This window comes from Microbulbifer agarilyticus, assembly GCF_019800665.1.
In the GTDB taxonomy this organism is placed as follows: domain Bacteria; phylum Pseudomonadota; class Gammaproteobacteria; order Pseudomonadales; family Cellvibrionaceae; genus Microbulbifer; species Microbulbifer agarilyticus_C.
On the sequence record NZ_JAHVKO010000003.1, the window covers coordinates 614,473 to 636,101 of the forward strand.

At 56.9% G+C, this 21,629-nt stretch carries 19 protein-coding genes, 1 tRNA gene and 1 riboswitch; of the genes, 15 read left to right on the plus strand and 5 right to left on the minus strand.

From position 1 onward, the window contains the following. Positions 1-396 precede the first annotated feature (396 nt). The 3 genes from KUV22_RS08315 to KUV22_RS08325 all read left to right on the plus strand — a co-directional run bounded on the left by KUV22_RS08315 (position 397) and on the right by KUV22_RS08325 (position 5,508). The gene (locus KUV22_RS08315; RefSeq protein ID WP_222230081.1) at positions 397-1,938 is read left to right on the plus strand and encodes a Re/Si-specific NAD(P)(+) transhydrogenase subunit alpha; all 1,542 of its coding nucleotides are present in this window, start codon (positions 397-399) and stop codon (positions 1,936-1,938) included. Positions 1,939-1,950: 12 nt separating this feature from the next. Continuing rightward, positions 1,951-3,348, plus strand: a complete 1,398-nt coding sequence (gene pntB / locus KUV22_RS08320) for a Re/Si-specific NAD(P)(+) transhydrogenase subunit beta (RefSeq protein ID WP_222230082.1) — start codon at positions 1,951-1,953, stop codon at positions 3,346-3,348. Positions 3,349-3,516: 168 nt separating this feature from the next. Next, positions 3,517-5,508, plus strand: a complete 1,992-nt coding sequence (locus KUV22_RS08325; RefSeq protein ID WP_222230083.1) for a hypothetical protein — start codon at positions 3,517-3,519, stop codon at positions 5,506-5,508. 59 nt (positions 5,509-5,567) lie between these two features. Here KUV22_RS08325 and KUV22_RS08330 read toward each other — a convergent pair whose 3' ends face one another. After that, positions 5,568-5,873, minus strand: coding sequence for a YhbY family RNA-binding protein (locus KUV22_RS08330; protein ID WP_222230084.1), 306 nt, complete (start codon positions 5,871-5,873; stop codon positions 5,568-5,570). Between the two features lie 91 nt (positions 5,874-5,964). Here KUV22_RS08330 and rlmE point away from each other — a divergent pair, with 91 nt between their 5' ends. The 7 genes from rlmE (at position 5,965) to KUV22_RS08365 (ending at position 12,531) form a co-directional block, all read left to right on the plus strand. Then, positions 5,965-6,585, plus strand: coding sequence for a 23S rRNA (uridine(2552)-2'-O)-methyltransferase RlmE (gene rlmE / locus KUV22_RS08335; protein ID WP_010131665.1), 621 nt, complete (start codon positions 5,965-5,967; stop codon positions 6,583-6,585). A gap of 178 nt (positions 6,586-6,763) precedes the next feature. Beyond that, complete coding sequence (gene ftsH, locus KUV22_RS08340; RefSeq protein ID WP_222230448.1) at positions 6,764-8,671, plus strand: ATP-dependent zinc metalloprotease FtsH; 1,908 nt, start codon at positions 6,764-6,766, stop codon at positions 8,669-8,671. Between the two features lie 157 nt (positions 8,672-8,828). Continuing rightward, positions 8,829-9,671, plus strand: a complete 843-nt coding sequence (folP, locus tag KUV22_RS08345; RefSeq protein ID WP_222230085.1) for a dihydropteroate synthase — start codon at positions 8,829-8,831, stop codon at positions 9,669-9,671. 33 nt (positions 9,672-9,704) lie between these two features. Continuing rightward, on the plus strand, positions 9,705-11,051 hold the full coding sequence (gene glmM / locus KUV22_RS08350; RefSeq protein WP_222230086.1) for a phosphoglucosamine mutase: 1,347 nt from the start codon (positions 9,705-9,707) through the stop codon (positions 11,049-11,051). Between the two features lie 138 nt (positions 11,052-11,189). Then, a complete protein-coding gene (gene tpiA, locus KUV22_RS08355; RefSeq protein WP_222230087.1) occupies positions 11,190-11,927 on the plus strand; it encodes a triose-phosphate isomerase in 738 nt (245 codons plus the stop codon). A gap of 56 nt (positions 11,928-11,983) precedes the next feature. Next, positions 11,984-12,412 carry a preprotein translocase subunit SecG gene (secG, locus tag KUV22_RS08360; RefSeq protein WP_010131659.1) on the plus strand — a complete coding sequence of 143 codons (429 nt, stop codon included), beginning with the start codon at positions 11,984-11,986 and terminating at the stop codon, positions 12,410-12,412. Between the two features lie 33 nt (positions 12,413-12,445). Beyond that, positions 12,446-12,531 (plus strand) — tRNA-Leu (locus KUV22_RS08365). Positions 12,532-12,606: 75 nt separating this feature from the next. On the opposite strand, the gene KUV22_RS08370 is transcribed toward KUV22_RS08365, so the two are convergent. From KUV22_RS08370 to KUV22_RS08385, 4 genes are all read right to left on the minus strand, one after another. Then, entirely contained in the window at positions 12,607-13,131 is a 525-nt protein-coding gene (locus KUV22_RS08370) for a peptide-methionine (S)-S-oxide reductase (RefSeq protein ID WP_222230089.1), read from the minus strand. Positions 13,132-13,268: 137 nt separating this feature from the next. Then, the gene (locus KUV22_RS08375; protein ID WP_222230091.1) at positions 13,269-13,688 is read right to left on the minus strand and encodes a hypothetical protein; all 420 of its coding nucleotides are present in this window, start codon (positions 13,686-13,688) and stop codon (positions 13,269-13,271) included. After that, positions 13,655-14,158 carry a type VI secretion system amidase effector protein Tae4 gene (locus KUV22_RS08380; protein WP_222230093.1) on the minus strand — a complete coding sequence of 168 codons (504 nt, stop codon included), beginning with the start codon at positions 14,156-14,158 and terminating at the stop codon, positions 13,655-13,657. Before KUV22_RS08380 ends, KUV22_RS08375 begins: the two co-directional genes overlap by 34 nt. Positions 14,159-14,387: 229 nt before the next feature. Then, positions 14,388-15,107 carry a YebC/PmpR family DNA-binding transcriptional regulator gene (locus KUV22_RS08385; RefSeq protein WP_222230095.1) on the minus strand — a complete coding sequence of 240 codons (720 nt, stop codon included), beginning with the start codon at positions 15,105-15,107 and terminating at the stop codon, positions 14,388-14,390. 180 nt (positions 15,108-15,287) lie between these two features. Here KUV22_RS08385 and KUV22_RS08390 point away from each other — a divergent pair, with 180 nt between their 5' ends. The 5 genes from KUV22_RS08390 to moaB all read left to right on the plus strand — a co-directional run bounded on the left by KUV22_RS08390 (position 15,288) and on the right by moaB (position 21,608). After that, positions 15,288-16,604 (plus strand): NCS2 family permease, encoded by a 1,317-nt coding sequence (locus tag KUV22_RS08390; protein WP_261319272.1) that lies wholly within the window; start codon positions 15,288-15,290, stop codon positions 16,602-16,604. A 124-nt stretch (positions 16,605-16,728) separates the two neighbouring features. Continuing rightward, entirely contained in the window at positions 16,729-18,039 is a 1,311-nt protein-coding gene (locus KUV22_RS08395) for a glycerate kinase type-2 family protein (protein WP_222230099.1), read from the plus strand. A gap of 84 nt (positions 18,040-18,123) precedes the next feature. Further along, positions 18,124-19,599: a pyruvate kinase gene (gene pyk / locus KUV22_RS08400; protein ID WP_222230101.1), complete on the plus strand. Its 1,476-nt coding sequence runs from the start codon at positions 18,124-18,126 to the stop codon at positions 19,597-19,599. Between the two features lie 167 nt (positions 19,600-19,766). After that, a riboswitch (molybdenum cofactor riboswitch) is annotated at positions 19,767-19,915 on the plus strand. After that, positions 19,900-20,883, plus strand: a complete 984-nt coding sequence (gene moaA / locus KUV22_RS08405) for a GTP 3',8-cyclase MoaA (RefSeq protein WP_222230102.1) — start codon at positions 19,900-19,902, stop codon at positions 20,881-20,883. (Overlaps the previous riboswitch by 16 nt.) A gap of 209 nt (positions 20,884-21,092) precedes the next feature. Next, entirely contained in the window at positions 21,093-21,608 is a 516-nt protein-coding gene (gene moaB / locus KUV22_RS08410; RefSeq protein ID WP_077401072.1) for a molybdenum cofactor biosynthesis protein B, read from the plus strand. The last annotated feature ends 21 nt before the right edge of the window (positions 21,609-21,629 follow it).

A 21,629-nucleotide genomic window follows, 5' to 3' on the forward strand; every position in this document is an offset into this window, starting at 1 on the left:
GTGTAACTTAAAGTGCGTTCTGTCACGATATACATGTCTATCTCTCGCTTTTTCGTTTCAGGTGTAACGTGATTTGCTGTTTTTTGAGCAAATTTCGATATTTTTAATAAATTTCCTTAAAGCGAGTAATAAGAATCCTCTATTTCCGTCGCCGAAATATATTTTCTTTAATGCAGCGACTTACCGAAAAGGTTTTAATTTCTCTGGAAACTGTTTTTTCCGGGGCAGGCCTGTCTTTGCCTTTTAATTTGTTGTTTCGGGGCGACCCGAATAAAAGGCTGCACTGGCGGAATTAAATTCGGCGGTAGTGTTTCGTCCTACAAAGGACAGCCCAAATGTTCGTATCAGGGCCTTGGGTTTATAACAACGACAAATCTTTTAACGGGAGCACAAACGGTGATTATTGCCATACCAAAAGAGACCGCGCCTGGAGAGTCGCGGGTCGCGGCAACGCCAGCCAGCGTAAAGCGTTTGCAGTCGCTGGGCTTTGACGTTGTCATCGAGCAGGGTGCCGGAGAAGGAGCTAACTTCCCCGACACAGAATATGAACAGGCCGGCGCCAAGCTGTGCGCTAATGCCACCGACTGTCTGAGTCAGGCCGGGATCGTACTGAAAGTTCAGCAGCCGAATGATGCGGAGCTGGATCTGATTCCCAGCGGCGCCACGCTGGTAGCCTTTCTGAAGCCGGCGCAGAACGAAGCGCTGCTGAAAAAGTTCGCAGACAAAAACATTAACGCGTTGGCGGTGGAATCTATTCCACGTATTTCCCGTGCGCAGAAAATGGACGCGTTGAGCTCCATGGCCAACATTGCCGGCTACCGTGCAGTGATTGAAGCCGCCCACGAGTTTGGCCGCTTCTTTACCGGCCAAATCACCGCCGCCGGTAAAATTCCACCGGCCAAGGTGCTGGTGATTGGTGCCGGTGTTGCGGGGCTGTCTGCAATTGGCACCGCCAAGAGCATGGGAGCCATCGTGCGCGCCTTCGATACTCGCCCGGAAGTACGTGAGCAGGTGGAATCCATGGGTGCGGAATTCCTCACCGTGGAAATCGAGGAAGATGGCTCCGGCACCGGCGGTTACGCCAAGCAGATGTCCAAGGAATTCATCGACGCCGAAATGGCGCTGTTCCGTGAGCAGGCCAAGGAAGTGGACATTGTTATTACCACCGCTCTGATCCCCGGCAAGCCGGCACCGAAACTGTGGCTGGCGGACATGGTGGAAACCATGGCTGACGGTTCCGTAGTGGTGGACCTGGCTGCGGAAATGGGCGGTAACTGTGACTTCACCGAAGCCGATAAAAAGGTGGTGAAGAGTGGTGTCACCATTTTGGGTTACACCAACCTGGCCAGCCGTGCGGCCACCCAGTCTTCCACCCTGTATGCCACCAATCTGTGTCATCTATTAACGGATATGACTCCGGAAAAGAATGGCGAGATCGAGATCAACTTCGAAGACGAAGCCATTCGCGGTGCCACCGTGGTGAAGGAAGGTGAAATCACCTGGCCGCCACCCCCGCCGAAAATTTCTGCCGCGCCCCAGCAAAAGCAACCGGAGCCGCAGATCGAAGTGGAGCCGAAGCCGGAGAAGAAATCTTCCCCACTTTCCCTGGTGGCCTTCTGGGCTGTCGCCGGCCTGTTGCTGCTGGCACTGGGTAAATCTGCTCCGGCAGACTTTGTTGCCCACTTTACAGTGTTTGTTCTGTCGATCTTTATCGGCTGGCAGGTGATCTGGAATGTGTCGCACGCGCTGCACACTCCGCTGATGAGTGTTACTAACGCTATCTCCGGCATTGTGATTATCGGTGCGTTATTGCAGGTAGGGGCCACTGGTTCCTTTGTTGTCACTGTCATGGCGTTTATCGCGGTACTGGTCGCCAGTATCAATATCTTCGGTGGATTCTTTGTTACCCACCGTATGCTCAAAATGTTCCGTCGCTAAGGAGAAAGAGACATGAATAGCGTAATTTCCATGGCTTATCTGTTCTCTGCGGTGATGTTTATTCTGAGCCTCGGCGGACTGTCCGCGCACGAGACCGCAAGACGTGGTAACTACTACGGCATGGTGGGAATGGCGGTTGCCATCATTGCCACCGTCGCCGGGATTACCTCTGGCGCCTACCTGCCGGTGGCGATCGCCATGGGCGTGGGTGCGGTGATTGGCATCCACCTCGCGCGCAAGGTGGAGATGGCGGCGATGCCGCAGCTGGTAGCGCTGCTGCACAGCTTTGTCGGTCTGGCCGCGGTGCTGATCGGCTGGGGCGGCTACCTGGACCCGCGCATCAATCTCGAAGGTGCCGCACACATTGTGCATAACTCCGAGATTTATATCGGCGTGTTCATCGGTGCCATCACCTTAACTGGCTCCATCGTTGCCTTCGGTAAACTGCAAGGCCTGATTTCCGGTAAACCACTGATGCTGCCGGCACGCCATTGGCTGAACCTGATCGCGTTGGTGATCTGCGTGGTGCTGGGTGCCCAGTTCATTCCGGCGGACGTGAGCAATGCCACCATCATTAACCTGCTGGTTATGACGGGTATTGCACTGTTGCTGGGTATCCACCTGATCGCTGCGATCGGTGGTGCGGATATGCCGGTAGTGATCTCCATGCTGAACAGCTACTCCGGTTGGGCCGCTGCGGCTACCGGCTTTATGCTGAGCAACGATCTGCTGATTGTTATCGGTGCCCTGGTCGGCTCCTCCGGTGCCATCCTCAGTTACATCATGTGTCGCGGTATGAACCGTTCCTTTATCAGCGTGATTCTGGGTGGTTTCGGTTCCGATGGTGAAGTGGCCGGTGGTGACAGTGAGGTCGAAGGCGAGGCGGTTGCTACTACGCACGACGAGTTGGCGGATGACCTGAAAGCGGCCAAGAACATCGTTATCGTTCCCGGTTTCGGCATGGCGGTAGCCCACGCGCAGCAAGCGGTAAGCGACCTTACCGACAAGCTGCGTAAAGCGGGCAAAACCGTGCGCTTCGGTATCCACCCGGTTGCGGGCCGTCTGCCCGGACACATGAACGTGTTGCTGGCGGAAGCCAATGTGCCTTACGACATCGTGCTGGAAATGGAAGAGATCAACGATGATTTTCCGGAAACCGATCTGGTACTGGTAATCGGTGCGAACGACACCGTGAACCCTGACGCGGTGGAAAAGCCCGGTTCACCCATCGCCGGCATGCCGGTACTGGAAGTGTGGAAGGCTGGAAAAGTTGTTGTGTTGAAGCGTTCCATGGCGTCCGGCTACGCCGGTGTTGCCAACCCGCTGTTCTACAAAGACAACTCGCGCATGCTGTTTGGTGATGCGAAGGAGAGTCTGCAGAGCGTACTGGGTAAGATGAATCCGGCCTGATTTTTCAGGCCCGGTTCGTACAAAAAACGGCCCCCCGCAAGGTGGGCCGTTTTTTTTCGTCTGAATGTTGACGAGGGTCACAGATAGCCGGGGTTTTACCCGGGGGTTAGCTGGGATAATCTAATCGCCTGTACCAATTATAAAAATCATCGCACGCACGGAGCCACCATGTCCGTAAACCATCCTTCAGCCCTCCCTGTTCGTTATTTACGCGCTCTGGGTAAGTCGCTGTGTATCCTGGGTACCGCTTCTCTTGTGGCCTGTGGTGGTGGCGGTGGGGGCAATGACGGCCCGCTGCCCCCCGATGCAGGTACTCCAGTGCCACCTTCGAGCTCGGTACTGACGCTCACAGGGGATATGAGTGCGGAAGTTGATAATGCCGTGGGTATAGTCGCGACCCTGTCGGAGCAAGGGTATACCCGCTTCCAGTGGGAGCAGTTGGCTGGGCCGGTGGTGACACCCCTAGCAGGCAATGGCACGGCGGGTATCAGTTTTGATACCGCGTTCAGTGGCGAATACAGTTTTCAGTTGACGGCCTCGAATGAAGACGGCGATCAGGTGCAGGGCACTTTTGATATGTCCGTAGCACCAAATAGCGACCACACCCGCGTTCAGTTGCGTGCGGACCGGGCGGTAAGCGAGGGGGCTGACTTTTCCCTGCGCCTGAATCTCACCGAATATTCCGGCTCGGTAAATTCGTGGAGATTTGTGCAGGAGTCGGGGCCGCAGGCGGATCTTGTGGAAGATGATTCCGGAGAGCCAGTAATTTTTGTGACCGCACCGAGGGTGAATAGTGATCAGGTAATGCGGTTCCGCGGTGAGGTGGAGACGTCTTTTGGGACCTACTCCGATGTGGCGTATGTGGTGGTGCAGGATCGTCCTGAGGTTACCAGTGAATTTTTCTGTGACGGCGATGGTGAATATTGCGCGAAAACGTCGCCATTAAATCCGGTGTACAGTTATCGCAGCGACAGCCCTTATCGCGATGCACTGGCTCAGTGTGTCTATTCCAACCAGTTGACTGAAGAGAGCCTGTGTAGCCTGCGCACTTTGCCGATAATTGGCTTAACCAGCAATGCACCTACCGTCGATCAGATTATGGATCATGTCGCGGTCTCTCACGACTGGATGGGAGAGCGCTTCGAACGCTTTATTCGCGAGCTGGACCCCTACGATGACTTTGCGCTGATGCTGCGTTCAGTTACCGCCATTGTGATTTCCAGTGACGTGCGGCCCTCCTTCTATTGGAGCCTTACCGGGGCAATCTACCTTGACCCTGATAGCCTGTGGCTAACACCCAGCGAACGTGACCTTATTAACGAGCAGCCAGATTTTCGTAGTGGCTTTGGTAGCGATCTGCAATACGTCACCCCTTGGCGTTACGTAAAAAACAACAGCTATGCCTTCCCCTTTTATCCGTCTTACTTGAGAGAGACTCGCTCTTTCTTCGATCTGGAAGTTGACCTAGGATCTCTGCTCTACCACGAGCTAGCGCATGCCAACGACGCTATGTCACAGGCGAAAATTCAGGGTGGACTGGCTCTCGACGATATTTTCTTTAACCAGGCATACAACAGTGATTTTGTGAATCCGTCCGTCACCGCGGTGAATGGGATGACATCCCAAGAACTCTACGATTTGGCCGGCGTGCGTTACCGCGGTGATCAAGCGACATTGGTGCAGCAAAGCTATACCCCGTTAGACGTCGCGAACTTCTTTTTCCCGGACAGCGCTAACGCCTTCTACAGCTATAGCTCTCCCTGGGAAGATACCGCCATGCTGTTCGAAGAAACCATGATGAGCCTGCGCTATGGCATCGAGCGCGATGTGGCGGTCACCAACAGTCCGTTCAATCCTACTTCCGCCGATGATTATGTGGTGGCGCAGGGGCAGCGAGGGCGCATTGGCTCGGAGCTGATTCGCCCGCGGGCCAGCACTGCGGTACAAGGGCTGTTGCCGGAAGCCTGGGCCGCTGCCGATGATCACCTGCGGGGCATTACCCCTGTCGCCCTGTGCGCTGGCGAGGGCTGGGGGCAAAACCTGAGTCCCGCTTGTGCCGGCTCATTCGGCGTACTGCGCTTTGAGGTCGAGGCGCCAAACGCCAGCGGGCGGATGCCCACGGATCGTCCGCGCAGCTTTATCCCGCCGACGCGTTTTTAAAGAGAAGCTTTTAAGGGCCGGCGCCAGGGCTGGCGCTGGCCAGAAAGGGAAGGGGGGCCTCAGGGGCGCAGCAGATTGGAAAGGCGTGCGTTGGGCTTTTCCGCCTTGCGGAAGATCAGCGCGATTTTGCCGATTTCCTGGACCAGTTCGGATTTGCTCTGCTCACACAGCTCGCCAATCAGTTCCCGGCGCACATCGCGGTCATTGACCGCCAGTTTCACCTTGATTAGCTCGTGATCTTCCAGCGCGCGATTCAACTCTTCCAGAACGCCTTCGGTCAGACCTTTGTCGGCAACGGTCACGATTGGCTTGAGGCTGTGGCCACGGGCGCGCAGCGCTTTTTTGCGGTCAGCGGTTAAAGGCATACAATACTCCATCCTTAAACCCATACTTGGGTATTCGACGTGTGGGCAACCCGCGTGGACAACCCCATAAATTAGCGATGTATTGTAACTGATGGGCCGATCAAAGAGCAGCCACCGTTGGCTGCGTGAACATTTTAACGACCACTACGTCAAACAATCCCAGAAAGAGGGCTACCGCTCCCGTGCCTCCTATAAGCTGCAGGAGTTACAGGAGAAGGACCGCCTGATCAAGCCGGGTATGACCGTGGTTGATCTGGGCGCCGCTCCCGGTGGCTGGTCTCAGGTGGCTGCAGAACTTGTTGGTCACAAGGGCCGGGTGCTGGCATCGGATATTCTGCCCATGGATGCGCTGGCGGGCGTGGACTTTGTGCAGGGCGATTTCACCGAGGAAGCCGTGTTCGAAGAGTTGCTGGAAAAGCTCGGAGAAGAGCGCGCCGACCTTGTGATTTCCGATATGGCCCCCAATATGAGTGGAGTGCGTGCCGTCGATCAGCCTGCGTCCATGTACCTGGTGGAGCTGGCAGTGGATATGGCGCGCCAGACCCTGAAGTCAGGCGGTGCCTTTGTGGCCAAGGTCTTCCAGGGGGAAGGATTCGATGAACTGATTCGCGACCTGCGCAGTCAGTATCAGACGGTAGTAACCCGCAAGCCCGGTGCATCCCGCCCGCGTTCCCGCGAAGTCTATGTGGTAGCGCGCGGCTTTAAGGGGTAAGACGGGGCGAGAAAGGCTGACTTGCGAGGCTTTAATGGCCGAGATTTGATAAAGTCCCCATGACCAGGGCGACAGGTTTACGATTTTCGCCACCTATACTGGGTGGGATGGAAGGAATGGATAAAGTTGCCAAGGCGCGAACCAAGGCACAGGCAAGAGGGCATACCCTTTGAACGATATGGCAAAGAATTTGGTGTTGTGGCTGATCATCGCCGCGGTGCTGCTGATGGTTTTCCAGAACTTCAAGCCGCAAACCCGGGATGAATCCCTCAACTATTCCGACTTTGTCCAGGATGTGCAGTCCGGCCAAATCAAAAATGTGCTGGTCGATGGCCTCGTCATTACCGGCGAGAAAGCCGACGGCAGCCGCTTCAAGACCATTCAGCCGCAAATTATCGACGACGAGCTCACCAATGAAATGGTGCGCGGCGGCGTTGAGTTCAACGGTCGCGAGCCCGAAAGCGCCAGCCTCTGGCAGCAGCTATTGGTTGCCAGTTTCCCGATCCTGATCATCATCGCTGTGTTTATGTTCTTTATGCGCCAGATGCAGGGTGGTGCCGGTGGTCGCTCCGGGCCCATGGCGTTCGGCAAGAGCAAGGCGCGCCTGTTAGGCGAAGACCAGATTAAAACCACCTTCGCCGATGTGGCGGGTGTGGATGAAGCGAAAGAAGACGTGCAGGAGCTGGTGGAGTTCCTGCGCGACCCGTCCAAATTCCAGCGCCTCGGCGGTGCCATCCCTCGCGGCGTGCTGATGGCGGGCCCTCCCGGTACCGGTAAAACCCTGCTGGCCAAGGCCATTGCCGGTGAAGCCAAGGTACCGTTCTTCTCGATTTCCGGTTCCGACTTCGTGGAAATGTTCGTCGGTGTGGGCGCCTCCCGTGTGCGCGACATGTTTGAACAGGCCAAGAAGCAGGCCCCGTGCATCATCTTTATCGATGAGATTGACGCCGTCGGCCGTCACCGTGGTGCCGGCGTAGGCGGTGGCCACGACGAGCGCGAACAGACCCTGAACCAGCTCTTGGTAGAGATGGACGGCTTTGAAGGCAATGAAGGCGTAATTGTGATCGCCGCCACCAACCGTCCGGACGTACTCGACTCCGCGCTGCTGCGCCCGGGCCGCTTCGACCGCCAGGTATTTGTCGGCCTGCCGGATATCCGCGGCCGCGAGCAGATCCTGAAAGTGCACATGCGCAAGGTGCCGCTGGACGAGAAAGTGGACCCGCAGACCATTGCCCGCGGTACCCCGGGCTTCTCCGGTGCGGATCTGGCCAACCTGGTGAACGAGGCTGCCCTGTTTGCCGCCCGCGCCAACCGCCGCATGGTGACCATGGACGAATTCGAGCGTGCCCGTGACAAGATCATGATGGGGGCGGAGCGCAAGTCCATGGTGATGAACGAGAAGGAAAAGACCAATACCGCGTACCACGAAGCGGGTCACGCCATTATTGGTCGCCTCGTGCCGGAGCACGATCCGGTGCACAAGGTCACCATCATTCCACGCGGCCGCGCACTGGGTGTTACCCAGTTTCTGCCGGAAGAAGACAAATACAGCCTGTCCAAGCGCGCGCTGGAATCCCAGCTGTGCTCCCTGTTCGGCGGCCGTATTGCTGAAGAAATGACCCTGGGGGTGGATGGTGTAACCACCGGTGCCTCCAACGATATCGAGCGCGCTACCGATATTGCCCGCAACATGGTTACCAAGTGGGGCCTGTCCGAGAAACTCGGCCCGCTGCACTATGGCGAAGACGAGAGCGGTCAGCCCGGGCAGGGCAATCCTGTGTCTGGCAAGACCTCGAACGAAATCGACGAGGAAGTGCGCCGTATTATCGATACGTGCTACGACCGCGCGCACAAGCTGCTGGAAGAGAATCGCGATATTCTCGAGGCGATGAAAGACGCGCTGATGGAGTACGAGACCCTGGATGCGGAACAGGTGGATGACCTGATGGCGCGCCGCAAGGTACGCCCGCCGAGAGACTGGCACGACAACGACTACACCGGTGGCGACTCTTCCGACGACATCAAGCCGGAAAGCAAGTCCGAGGACGGTGACAGCTCCGTGGGTGGCCCGGTTAACGGTCACTGATTTAGAGGCGGACTCTGTCGATACGCGTCCAGTATCGACCGCGAAGCGGGCCTGCTATGTACTAGCAGGCCCGCTTTGTATATCTAGCAATACCAAGTGACGTCTGTCGATTTTTTCCCTTGGCGCCGCTTGAGTTGCATCAAGCGATAAGAACAGTATGAAGTTACTCTGCGGTCAGCGCGCGCTGGACCTGTCCCGTCCCCAGGTGATGGGCATCCTCAACACCACACCAGACTCCTTTTCCGATGGCGGCAGCTATTACGGCGACGGCGGTTTGAATCTGGATCTGGTGCTACAGCGCGCCGAGCAGATGGTGCGGGATGGCGCCTCCATTCTCGATATTGGCGGCGAGTCTACCCGCCCCGGCGCTGCTCCGGTATCCGAACAGGAAGAGTTGTCGCGTGTGGTGCCGGTAGTGGAAGCTATCGCGGCACGTCTTGATGTTGTGATCTCTGTCGATACCAGCACCGCCTCGGTAATGCACAATGCCGCCGCAGCTGGCGCGGGCATCATTAACGATGTGCGCGCGCTGACCCGGTCAGGGGCACTGCAGGCTGCTGCCTCGACCGGCTTGCCGGTTTGCCTGATGCACATGCAGGGGCAGCCCGGCACCATGCAGGACAAGCCCGAATACGCGGATGTGGTGGCCGAAGTGCGCGCTTACCTCGATACGCGCCTGCAAGCCTGCGTCGACGCCGGCATCCCGCAGGAAAAGGTTATGTTCGACCCGGGCTTTGGTTTCGGTAAGAACGACGAGCACAATCTCGCGCTGCTGCGCCATTTGCCCGAGCTGGCGCCGGTAGGGGTGCCATTGCTGGTGGGGATGTCGCGCAAATCCATGATTGGGCGGCTGCTGGGTCGCGAGGTCGGTGAGCGCCTCGCCGGCAGCCTGGCGCTGGCCATGCTGGCCGCCCAGCGCGGTGCTGCGATTATTCGCGTGCACGACGTTGCCGCCACCGCAGATGTGCTGAAGTTACAACGATTAGTAGATTGCCCTTGAGATGGGTCGAAAATAAAAGAAGTGAGCTATTAGATGACTAGAAAGTACTTTGGCACAGATGGTATCCGCGGCCAGGTTGGAAAGGGCCCCATCACTCCGGATTTTATGCTGCGTCTTGGTTACGCGTCGGGTAAGGTTCTGGGCGCCAATCACGGTGGCAAAGGGCGTAGCCGCATCCTGATTGGCAAAGACACCCGCGTATCGGGCTACATGTTTGAGGCCGCACTGGAAGCTGGTCTGATTAACGCCGGTGTCGACGTCGGTCTGCTTGGCCCCATGCCCACCCCGGCCATTGCCTATCTCACGCGCACCTTTCATGCCCAGGCCGGCATTGTTATCAGTGCCTCGCACAACCCTTATCAAGACAATGGCATCAAATTCTTCAGTGCCGATGGCAGCAAGCTACCTGACGAGGTTGAAGCCGAAATCGAAGCGGCATTAGATCTGCCCATGGAAACCGCCAAGGACCTGGGTAAGGCCTGGCGTATTGATGATGCCGTGGGCCGCTACATCGAGTTCTGTAAGGCGAGCACCCCCTGGCGCTACTCTCTGCAGGGGCTGAATATCGTTCTGGACTGCTCCAACGGTGCCACCTACCACATAGCACCTAAGGTATTTAGCGAGCTGGGTGCTGAAGTGCACGCTATTGGTGTGCAGCCGGACGGCCTGAATATCAACCTGGACTGCGGTTCCACCAAGCCCGAGAAGCTGCAACAAGCGGTCGTAGAGCGTGGTGCCGATCTGGGGATCGCGTTTGACGGCGATGGCGACCGGGTGATGTTTGTGGATAAGAACGGCAAGCTGATTGACGGTGACCAGTTACTGTTCCTGATTGCCATCCATCGCCAGCAATTCCTTGGCGGTTGCAGCGGTGTCGTCGGCACGCAAATGAGCAACTATGGTTTCGAGCTGGCTCTGAAAGAGCGCGCGATACCCTTCGCCCGTGCCAAGGTTGGCGACCGCTATGTACTGGAGATGATGTACAAGAACGGCTGGACCCTGGGCGGCGAGTCCTCCGGGCATATTGTCTGCACCGATGTGACCACCACCGGTGACGGCATCATCTCCGCATTGCAGGTATTGCGTGCGGTCAGTGACTTCGGGGAGTCTCTGGACCAGCTGAGCGAGAAAATGGACATGTTGCCCCAGCATATGATCAATGTGCGCCTCGCCAGCCGCGACGGCGTGCTGGAGCATGCGGACGTACAGGCCGCCGTTGCCCAGGCCGAGTCCACCCTGGCGGATAGCGGCCGGGTGCTACTGCGTCCATCTGGCACCGAGCCACTGATTCGGGTAATGGTTGAGGGTAAGGATGCGCCGCTCGTTGAACAGTTAGCGGCTGACATCGCACAGGTGGTGGAGCGTGTGGGCAACGCCTGAGAGCGGTCCTGCGTCCGAGCCGGGTTGCAAGCGAGCCCAAAGCGTCGGAAGCCATTGAAAAATCAATAAATATCCGAAAACGCTGGTTGTATGTTACCGGCAATACCGCTAAGATTTGCGCCCCTTGGAGGAGCACCCATGCGTAAAACACTGGTTGCCGCCAACTGGAAAATGCACGGCAGCAAGACGTTTGCCGAGCAACTGTTGGCCGAGCTGAACAGCGGACTTGAGTCCGGTAAATGCTCCGCACAGGTAGTGATCTGCCCGCCATACCCCTATCTGGGCCTGGTCGGAGAGATTGCCAGCGGTCTGGCCCTTGGGGCACAGAACCTCAGCGAGCAAGCCTCTGGTGCTTTCACCGGCGAAGTCTCCGCTGAGATGCTGAAAGACTTCGGTGCCGATTACGTCATCGTTGGTCATTCAGAGCGCAGAAGCCTGTACGGTGAAACCAGCGCACTGGTGGCGGAGAAGTTCGCCGCGGCCAAGGCTTCAGGCCTCGTTCCCATGCTGTGTGTGGGCGAGTCGCTGGAAGAGCGTGAATCTGGCAAGGCCCTGGAAGTGGTTGCCGCGCAGATTCAAGCCGTGGTTGACCTTGGCCTGCCAGATACCTGGCAGAACGCGGTGATTGCCTATGAGCCTGTGTGGGCGATTGGCACCGGTAAAACGGCCACCCCGGAACAGGCGCAGGAAGTGCACCGCTTTATCCGCGAACAGCTGGGTGAAGCCGGAGAGCAGGTACAGATTCTCTACGGCGGTAGCGTAAAAGCTGGTAACGCCGCAGAACTGTTTGCCAAGCCCGATATTGACGGTGCCTTGGTAGGCGGGGCCTCATTAAAGGCCGAAGAATTTATTCAGATTTGCCGCGCCGCAGATTAAGCGCAGCAAAGAAATTTTGAGCAAGGGCAGATGCCCGACAGCAGGTTTTCTGGACAATGGAAAAACTGGTTTTAATCGTACACATCCTCACTGCGCTGAGCATCATCGCGCTGATTTTGCTGCAGCAGGGTAAGGGTGCTGAAGCGGGTGCATCTTTCGGTGCCGGCGCTTCTCAAACCGTATTCGGCAGCCAAGGCAGCGGAAATTTCTTTTCGCGCTTGACTGCAATTATGGCGACGGTATTCTTCGTCACCAGCTTTGGCCTGGCCTACCTCGCCAGCGTTAACAAAGCACCGGACATCGACGGTCTGCCGCAGGTACCTGCAGCAGTTGAGTCCCGCGAACAGCAGGACGACGTTCCAGCGGTCATCGAGAGCGACATCCCTGAAGTTCAGGAAGCCGCTCCGGCCGACGAACTGCCTTCCGCAGAAGAGGCCCCACAGGCTGAACTGCCGGAAGCAGACACTGAGGAGCAGCCTCAGTAAGCCGAAAGGCAAATCAAAAACTGAAAAGTTTTTGCCCAGGTGGTGGAATTGGTAGACACGCTATCTTGAGGGGGTAGTGAGCTATGCTCGTGCGGGTTCAAGTCCCGCCCTGGGCACCACATTGAAAACCGAGCTTCGCATGAGTTCGGTATCCTTCCAAAAGCCCCGCAGTGCGGGGCTTTTGTGTTTCTGGCTCAGTCAGAGTCCTTCCGTTTTTTTAACCCGTCTAAGAATTTTCTCTGAAGCAGCTGAAGCTTCGGCTCGATGTACTTCTGGCAAAATGGTCGCTGTGGGTCACTGGAATAATAATTTGTATGCTGTGGGTCTGAACTACGAAATGCGTGGCAGGGCAAGACCTCGGTAATCAGCGGATCGGCGAAGTCATTCTGAAATTTGCGCAAAGCCTCTTGGGCTATCTCCCTTTGTTGCTCGGTAAAAAAGTAGATCGCACTGCGGTAATTTTTACGCAATTGGTGAGTTGCTGTAGCGCTGTGGGTATACAGGTGCACCTCGATCAGCGTTTCCAGGGAAATTTCGTCGGGGTCAAAGTGTACGATCACAGCCTCTGAAAAGCCTGAATCCGGAGGCTGTGATGCGATGTACCCTTGGTCGACGCGCTCAACACCGCGCAACTGCTGAAATACAGCTTCTGTACACCAGTGGCAGCCGCCGCCAAACCCTATACATTCTGATTCAGTTTTATTGTTCTCCAGAGGCATATGAATACTATGTGGTCTCTTGGTATGTATTCGGTAAGTTTAGCGTGAGCGTCATCGTCTCCGAGGGTTCTTTAAATGTTGAGGGGTAGCGTGATAGGCCTCCTCGTGGGGAGTGTGTGGGCTTTCAACAGCAGCGACTATTCGCACTGAGCGTCAAAGTTCGTCTGATCCAGCCAAGCCTCTTTGTGGCTGCACGGGTCAAATTCATTGAAGAGTTGCTTAACCTCTTTAGACTCCGAAAACTCTATACAGCGAGTAATCGCGGCTTGAGATCCGTTTTTGGTTGTAAATTCGGTCGGCTTCCAGTTTTTTAGTTGAGCTCTCAAGGCTTCGTAAGCCGCCAGGTCGACATTTCCCATATATACGTTCGCAGAACGATTAGCGTCAGCCCTAATTGACTTTTCCGAAAATGAAGACCCTAGGCAAATAGCTGTTGCGTATTTTCGGAAATCCTTTTCTTCTTTAGTGATTTCACGCAGGTTTGATGCAGTGCTTTCGCCGCAGGCCGATAACAGAAAAAAGCTTAAAAAGGCGAGTGCTTGCTTTTGAGTTCCCATAAGAAGGCCTTTTTCGAAATTGGAAAATAACATTTGTCAGAGCAGGCGTTGCCGTTCCAGATGGTAGCGTGGCCGCTGGCATCACTCCATTGATCGACCTCAAACACTAAAATTCCCTTTTTGTCTGTGAACGAAATTTCATCTGGGTTTCGGAAGGTGTGTTCAGGAGTTCCAAAGGTTTTCTTAAGATAGGCGATCAGGGTTTTGACTTTGTAAATGTACCAGCGACCTTGGGCGCCGGATACTGTTTGTCCACTTAAATACGGTATATTGATGCCATTCTCGTTGAGCACATAGCTCATACGAATCGCACAGGCGTTTTCGAATCGACCTTGTCCTTGCGGTACTTTATTTATGTTGTAGTCGACTTTCCCGCCGAGCTTAGTGCCCACCGCAGATACAGATTTTCCAATATCCGCATAAACTTCCTGGAAAGATTGCCACGCATCCTCAATATTTGGGCGCTTCATAGAATAGTTTCTGCTTCGAAAAAGAGAGTAGGTAGAAAATACCACTCTTTGTCAGTATGCGTCCCTTTACGCCAGTACCAGTTAAACTGGAATGGCGCAAAATGAATCTTATTGCGATTAAAAACTATAACTAAGGAGGGAGGGGGGAGAGGTGGTTTTTGTGTGAGGGATAGGTGGGAGGTTGGCGCATCACAAACCGGATGCGCCAGTTTTTACTCGCCGCTGAAAATCAGGGGTTTTCCACATTGTGATAAACCGCCTGCACATCCTCCAGGTCTTCCAGCATGTTAATAAACTTCTCAAACAGCGCTACGTCGTCACCGCTGATCTGGGTGTAGGTCTGCGGCACAAACTGGATCTCATCCACGTCGAAATCGATCTCGCCAAAGGCTTCGATCAGTGCCTGTTTGGCCTTGAAGTATTCGGACTGTGGGGCGAATACGGAGAGCTTACCGTCTTCGTTTTCGATGTCCGTTACGTCCACATCCCCTTCCATCAGGGCTTCCAGTACGGCTTCTTCGTCATCGTGCTTGAAAACGAGAATCGCCAGGTGGTCGAAGCTGTGGCTTACGGAGCCCTCGGTGCCGATCTTGGTCTTGGTTTTGGTGAACGCCTGGCGTACATCACCAAAAGTCCGGTTCGGGTTGTCGGTCAGGCACTCGATGATGGCCATACAGCCACCGGGGCCGAATCCTTCGTAGCGGGCGCGGGAGAAGTCTTCACCGGCGCCGCCCTTGGCCTTGTCGATGGCTTTTTCAATCACATGGGTGGGCACTTGCTCTTTCTTGGCGCGGTCGATCAGGCTGCGCAGGGCCAGATTGCCGTTGGGGTCAACGCCACCAGACTTTGCGGTCACATAAATCTCACGGCCATAGCGGCTGTAGACTCTGGCCTTCATGTTCGAGGTCTTGGCCATCGACTCTTTGCGGTTCTGATAGGCTCTGCCCATGGGTATAGCTCCGGTATCTCGGGATAGTCGTAATTGGGTAAAGAGGGCGATTTTACTGGCCGGGGAGGCCAATGAGAAGTCGCTGCCGGCTGCTGGGGCTTGCGCAACTGGGCGCCAGGCCGTTCATTGTCCACACTGTCTAGAAGTGCCCCTTCCCGTTAATTAACCCACAGGTTGGAGATGTCGGTGCTGCAGTCGTCAAACAAGGTGGTCGAGCGTCTGTTTGCGTTGCGCGCGCACGGCACCACGGTGCGCGGCGAGCTGCTCGCAGGCCTCACCACCTTCGTCACCATGGCCTACGTCGTATTCGTGACGCCCAATATGCTCTCCGGTACCGGTATGGACCCCGGCGCCGTGTTTGTGGCGACCTGTCTGGGTAGTGCGGTGGCCTGCTTCCTGATGGGCTTCTACGCGAATTGGCCGGTTGGACTGGCGCCGGGGATCGGTTTGACCGCGTTCTTTGCGTATACGGTGGTGGGCGAGATGGGCTACAGCTGGCAGATAGCGCTGGGTGCGGTGTTTATTGCCGGCGTGCTGTTTGTGGCCATGAGCCTTTCGCGGGTGCGTGAGTGGATTATGAACAGTATCCCTATGTGCCTGCGCTACTCCATGGGGGCAGGGGTGGGGCTGTTTCTCGGTTTGATTGGGCTCAAGTCGGCGGGCATCGTGGTGCCCAGCGATGCCACTTTACTGTCCCTCGGATCCTTTCGGGAGCCACCAGCCATGCTCGGTGCACTGTGTTTTCTGCTGATTGCGGTGCTTAGCTTCTGGCGGGTGTTCGGGGCGATCCTGATCAGTATTCTGGTCGTCACCGGTATCGGGCTGGCGCTGGACTTGGTGGAATACGGTGGTCTGGTGTCCAAGCCGCCGAGCTTGGCAGCTACCTGGATGCAGGTGGATATTCGCGGGGCGCTGGATCTCAGTATGGTCAGCGTGATCCTAGCGTTTTTATTTATCAATATTTTCGATACCGCCGGTACTTTGATGGGAGTTGCTCACCGTGCCAAATTGATCGAACCGGATGGCAGTATCGAGAAACTCCCCCAAGCCTTGAAGGCAGATAGTACCTCGAGTGTGCTGGGCGCCTTTGTGGGCTGCCCACCGGTAACCAGTTTTGTGGAGAGTGCCGCGGGTGTGGCTGCCGGAGGGCGCACTGGGCTCACCGCCGTGACGGTAGGTGTGCTGTTTCTGTTGTGCGTGTTCTTTGCGCCGCTGGCCGGGATGATCCCGGCATATGCCACTGCTGGCGCATTGATTTATGTGGCGATGCTGATGATGGGCGGCATGTCGCATATCGACTGGGAGGATCTCACCGATGCGATTCCCGCGGTGGTTACCATGATTATGATGCCGCTGACATTTTCCATCGCCAATGGCATTGCACTTGGGTTTCTGACCTATACCGCGCTGAAATTATTTACTGGTCAGCATCGCCAGATCTCTTTAAGTCTGTATATTCTGAGTGCGATTTTTCTCGCGAAATTTGCTTTCCTCTAACCCGGCGAGTGCATAGCCGGGCTGTGGTGAGAGGCTATTCGCAGGGAAGGGAAAAGAGAAGGGAACAAAAGCGGAACTGTTTTTGCAGAGTTAATCTACCGCCGCACTGCTAAGGAGAAGCCACTTGCCACCGTTGCCACCGATCCGCACTGAAATGAGCCCCGAGAGCCTTAGCCAGTGGCTGCGTGATCTCGCGCAGCTCACTATTGCCTCGGTACACCCGGACAACCTGTTTGCGGAACAGCTTCCGGCCCCGGGGCGTAAAACGCTGGTAGTGGGTGCCGGTAAGGCCAGTGCAGCTATGGCAGCGGCACTAGAGCGCGCGTGGTACCAGCAGTATCCACAGGCAGATATCTCCGGGGTTGTAGTAACTCGCTACGGGCATGCTGCGCAGTGCGAGAAGATCGAGGTATTGGAAGCGGCGCACCCAATGCCGGATAACCTCGGAGAGCAGGCGGCCAAGCGGATGCTTGCCTCCGTTGAAGCGCTCGGGGAAGAGGACCTGGTTTTGGCTCTTGTTTCTGGCGGTGGCTCCGCGCTGATGAGCCTGCCGGCGCCGGGGCTCACCTTGCAACAGAAGCAATCGATTAATAAGGCGTTGTTGCGCAGCGGCGCGCCGATTTGTGAGATCAATACCGTGCGCCGTCACCTGTCGGCAATCAAGGGCGGGCGCTTGGCTGCCGCTGCACATCCTGCACGTGTAGTGACCTATCTAATTTCTGATGTCCCCGGGGATGATCCTACGCTGATTGCCTCGGGGCCCACCTTGCCGGATAACACCACCGCGGCCGACGCCCTGGAAATCCTGCTGCGCTATCAGATAAACCTCGAGCCCGAGGTACGCGCGCATCTCGAAGCTGCAACGGAATCCCCGCGTCCGGATGATGCTGGCTTTGCACGCGACCAATCCGTGATGCTTGCCAAAGCGGCGGACGCACTGGAAGCTGCACGCAGCGCGGCGCTGGCGGCGGGTGTCGAGGTGCGTGTGCTGGGTGATGACCTTGAAGGAGAGGCGCGGGAGCTGGGTGCCGAGCACGCCGCGATGGCGCTGGATGTGCAAGAAGAACTCCGCCAGCCTTTGCTGATATTGTCCAGCGGCGAAACTAGCGTCACGGTGACTGGCAATGGTCGCGGCGGGCGCAATGTGGAGTATCTGTTGGGGCTGTTCGATGGGTTAAAAGGGGCGCCGGGTATCTATGGCCTGGCCATCGACACCGATGGCATCGACGGCTCCGAAGACAACGCCGGCGCATCGTTTGCGCCAGACGACTGGGCCAAGATGCAGTCGCAAGGCCTGCAACCAACTACCTATCTCGCTAACAACGACGCTTACAGCTTCTTCGCGGAGCTGGGCAACCTGATTGTGACGGGGCCAACCCGTACTAATGTTAACGATTTTCGCGCAATTCTGGTGCTGCCAGCTGGGGATAACTAGAAAGCCAGGCCCGTCGGGGCAGGATTGCTGGCTAAGCTGAGTCTATAGACCCGGACTCGCTCGCAAGTTGCCAGAGAAACCTCCATGCCCCACATCCCCACGGTCCAACCGGCCACCTCGCCTTTTCGCCGCACCAAGATCGTTGCCACACTGGGCCCAGCCAGTGACAAGCCCGGTGTGCTGGAGAAGTTGATTGCTGCCGGTGTAGACGTGGTGCGCCTCAACTTTTCTCACGGCACTGCCGAAGACCACCGCCGCCGCTTGAAGCAGGTGCGCGAGATCGCCGAACACCAGGGGAAAACCGTGGCGGCGCTGGGTGACCTGCAGGGGCCCAAAATCCGTATCGCCCGTTTCCGCGAAAATCGCGTCATCCTGCATGAAGGGGAGCGCTTTCTGCTGGATATGGAGCTTGACGCCAATGCCGGTGACGAGACGCGTGTGGGCTGCGACTACAAAGAACTGGTCAGCGATGTAACGGCCGGCGATGTATTGCTGCTGGACGACGGGCGGGTAATCCTGAATGTGGAGCAGGTAACCGAGCGTCATGTGCTGACAACCGTGGTGGTTGGCGGCAGCCTCTCCAATAACAAGGGTATCAACAAGCAGGGCGGTGGGCTGTCTGCCGCAGCCCTCACCGACAAAGACAAGCGTGACCTCAAAACCGCCATCGATATTGGTGTCGATTACCTGGCGGTCTCCTTCCCGCGCAGCGCCGAGGACATGCTGGAAGCCCGGGAATTGTTGGGTGAGGAGGGCAAGCATATCGGGCTGGTGGCCAAGGTCGAGCGCGCCGAGGCCGTGGCGGATCACGACACCCTGGACGATATCATCCGCGCTTCAGAAGCGGTGATGGTGGCCCGCGGCGACCTGGGGGTGGAAATTGGGGATGCCGCCCTGATCGGGGTACAGAAGCGCATGATCAAGCGCGCCCGCCAGCTCAACCGCGCGGTGATTACCGCCACCCAGATGATGGAAACCATGATTACCGCACCGCTGCCCACCCGGGCGGAGGTCTTTGATGTGGCCAATGCAGTACTCGATGGCACTGATGCGGTGATGCTCTCGGCCGAAACCGCCGCCGGCGGCTTTCCCGTGGAGGCGGTGGAGGCCATGCACCGCCTGTGCCTGGGCGCGGAGCGCGAACGCTCGGCCCAGGAGTCCGGTCATCGCATGCATCAGGGGTTTACCCGCATCGACGAGACCATCTCCCTCTCCGCCATGTATGCTGCCAATCATCTGGAGCGGGTCACCGCCATCGCCTGTATGACTCAGACCGGCTACACGGCCCTAATTGCCTCACGTATTCGTTCCGGCCTGCCGATTGTTGGCCTTGCCCATGAGCCTGTCGCGCAGCGGCGGATGGCGCTGTACCGCGGGGTAATCTCCGTGCTGTTCGTGCCCGGCGACGACGAGGGCGACCGCGAGCTCAACCAGCGCGCCCTGGATACCCTGCGGGCCCGCGGCATTGTCGATGAGGGCGATCGGGTGATTTTGATTCGCGGTGATCTGATGCAGTCCCACGGTGGTACCAATACTCTGAAGATCCTCGACGTCTGCTGATTCAGCGAGGCGCGAGATTGGCGGTGAAATTGCATTTAGACAGGTGGATGTGGTTAGAATACGGATGGTAGTGCCGAAACTACCTGTAATTTGAAGCTAATCTTGAACAGAGGACTGTGCTGCAGATGGCCTGAATCGGGCCTCGATTTAAACACTGTCTAAACGAACGATATAAACAACACCGAGCCTGCATTCCTAAGTCATCGATGAGTGAGCGATACGGGATGTAGGCCGCGAGCGGCAACGCCGCACGCCAGGGTCGCAAGGGAAACCGAACGGCCTCCCGCATTTGGAAAGGTGATGAAGGAAAACCGCGTATTGGAAGACGGTCATGGCCGTCGTTTCTACTATCTGCGCCTGTCGGTGACAGATGTCTGCAACTTCCGTTGCGACTACTGCCTGCCCGACGGCTACCAGGCCAGCCCCAAGCAGCCCGACCTCAGCGTCGCGGAAGCCACCACCGTCATGCGCGCCTTCGCCCAGCTCGGCACCAGAAAGGTGCGCCTGACCGGCGGCGAACCCTCTTTACGCAAAGATCTCCCGCAACTCATCCAGGCCGCAAAGACCACCCCGGGCATCCGCCGCGTCGCCGTCACCAGCAACGGCTACAAGTTGCCTACTGCCATCGACACCTGGCACCACGCGGGCCTCGACCAGCTCAATATCAGTATCGACAGCCTCGACCCCAGTGAATTTGCCCACATAACCGGCCACGATTGCCTGCCTAAAATTCTCACCGGTATCGACCGCGCACTGGAATTGGGCGTGCAAACCAAGGTCAACGCTGTGCTGCTCAGCGACGGTGCGCGCAATCGGCTGCAGCAGTTTCTCGCCTGGCTCAAAACCACTCCAGTCACCCTCCGCTTTATTGAGCTGATGCAGACCGGTGACAATCGCGACTACTTCGCCAGCAACCACCTGCGCGGCGCCGAAATCGAGCAGCTATTGATCGAAACCGGCTGGCAAATACTCCCTCGCGCCATCGATGCCGGCCCCGCCCGTGAATACGTCCACCCCGACTACGCCGGCCGCATCGGCTTGATTACGCCCTACAGCAAAGACTTCTGCAGTAGCTGCAACCGCCTGCGCATCTCCGCCCAGGGCAAATTGCACCTGTGCCTGTTTTCCGATGCCGGCATTGATCTGCGCCACGCCATTCGCGATGGCGATGCCAGTGCGCTGGCGGAAAGCGTAAGAACCATGATCGGCAATAAAGAAGTCAGCCACTATTTGCAGCAGGGAAATACGGGAGGAACAGAAAACCTCTCGATAATTGGTGGCTAAGCCAAAAATTTAACGCTTACGAAGTAGTAAATCGGACTCGAAGCGGGTGCGCTAGGGGGCTGGTTTTCAGGATCGTCGCAAACAGGATGTTTGCGCCGAAACGCCCAGGGATGGGTTCACAGTGGTCCTGAAAACCAGCCCCCTAGCGCGCCAGCGCCACAAACCAACAACAAAGTACCCAACATCAAAGGCCGCGACGGAGCACAAAAATGTCCCACGCCCCACTAGACCCAAATCAAAAACTGAACATCGCCGTTCTCACCGTTTCCGACACCCGAACCGAAGAAAACGATACCTCTGGCAAATACCTGGTAGAAGCCCTGCAGGCAGACGGCCACAACCTGGCCGACAAAGCCATCGTCATCGACGACAAATACCTGCTGCGTGCCCAAGTCTCCGCCTGGATTGCCGACCCCGAAGTACAAGTAATTATTTCTACCGGCGGCACCGGTTTTGCCGGCCGCGACTCCACCCCAGAAGCGCTCGCCCCCCTATTCGATAAACATATCGACGGCTTCGGCGAAATGTTCCGCTCCATCAGTTACGAAGAAATTGGCTCCTCCACCATTCAGTCCCGCGCACTGGCCGGCATCGCCAACCGCACCCTGATCGCCTGCCTGCCCGGTTCCACCGGTGCGTGCAAAACCGGCTGGACCAAACTGCTGCAGGAACAGCTCACCGCAAGTCACAAGCCCTGTAACTTCGTTGGCTATCTAACCAAGTAATTTGCCCAAGGTTGCCCAATT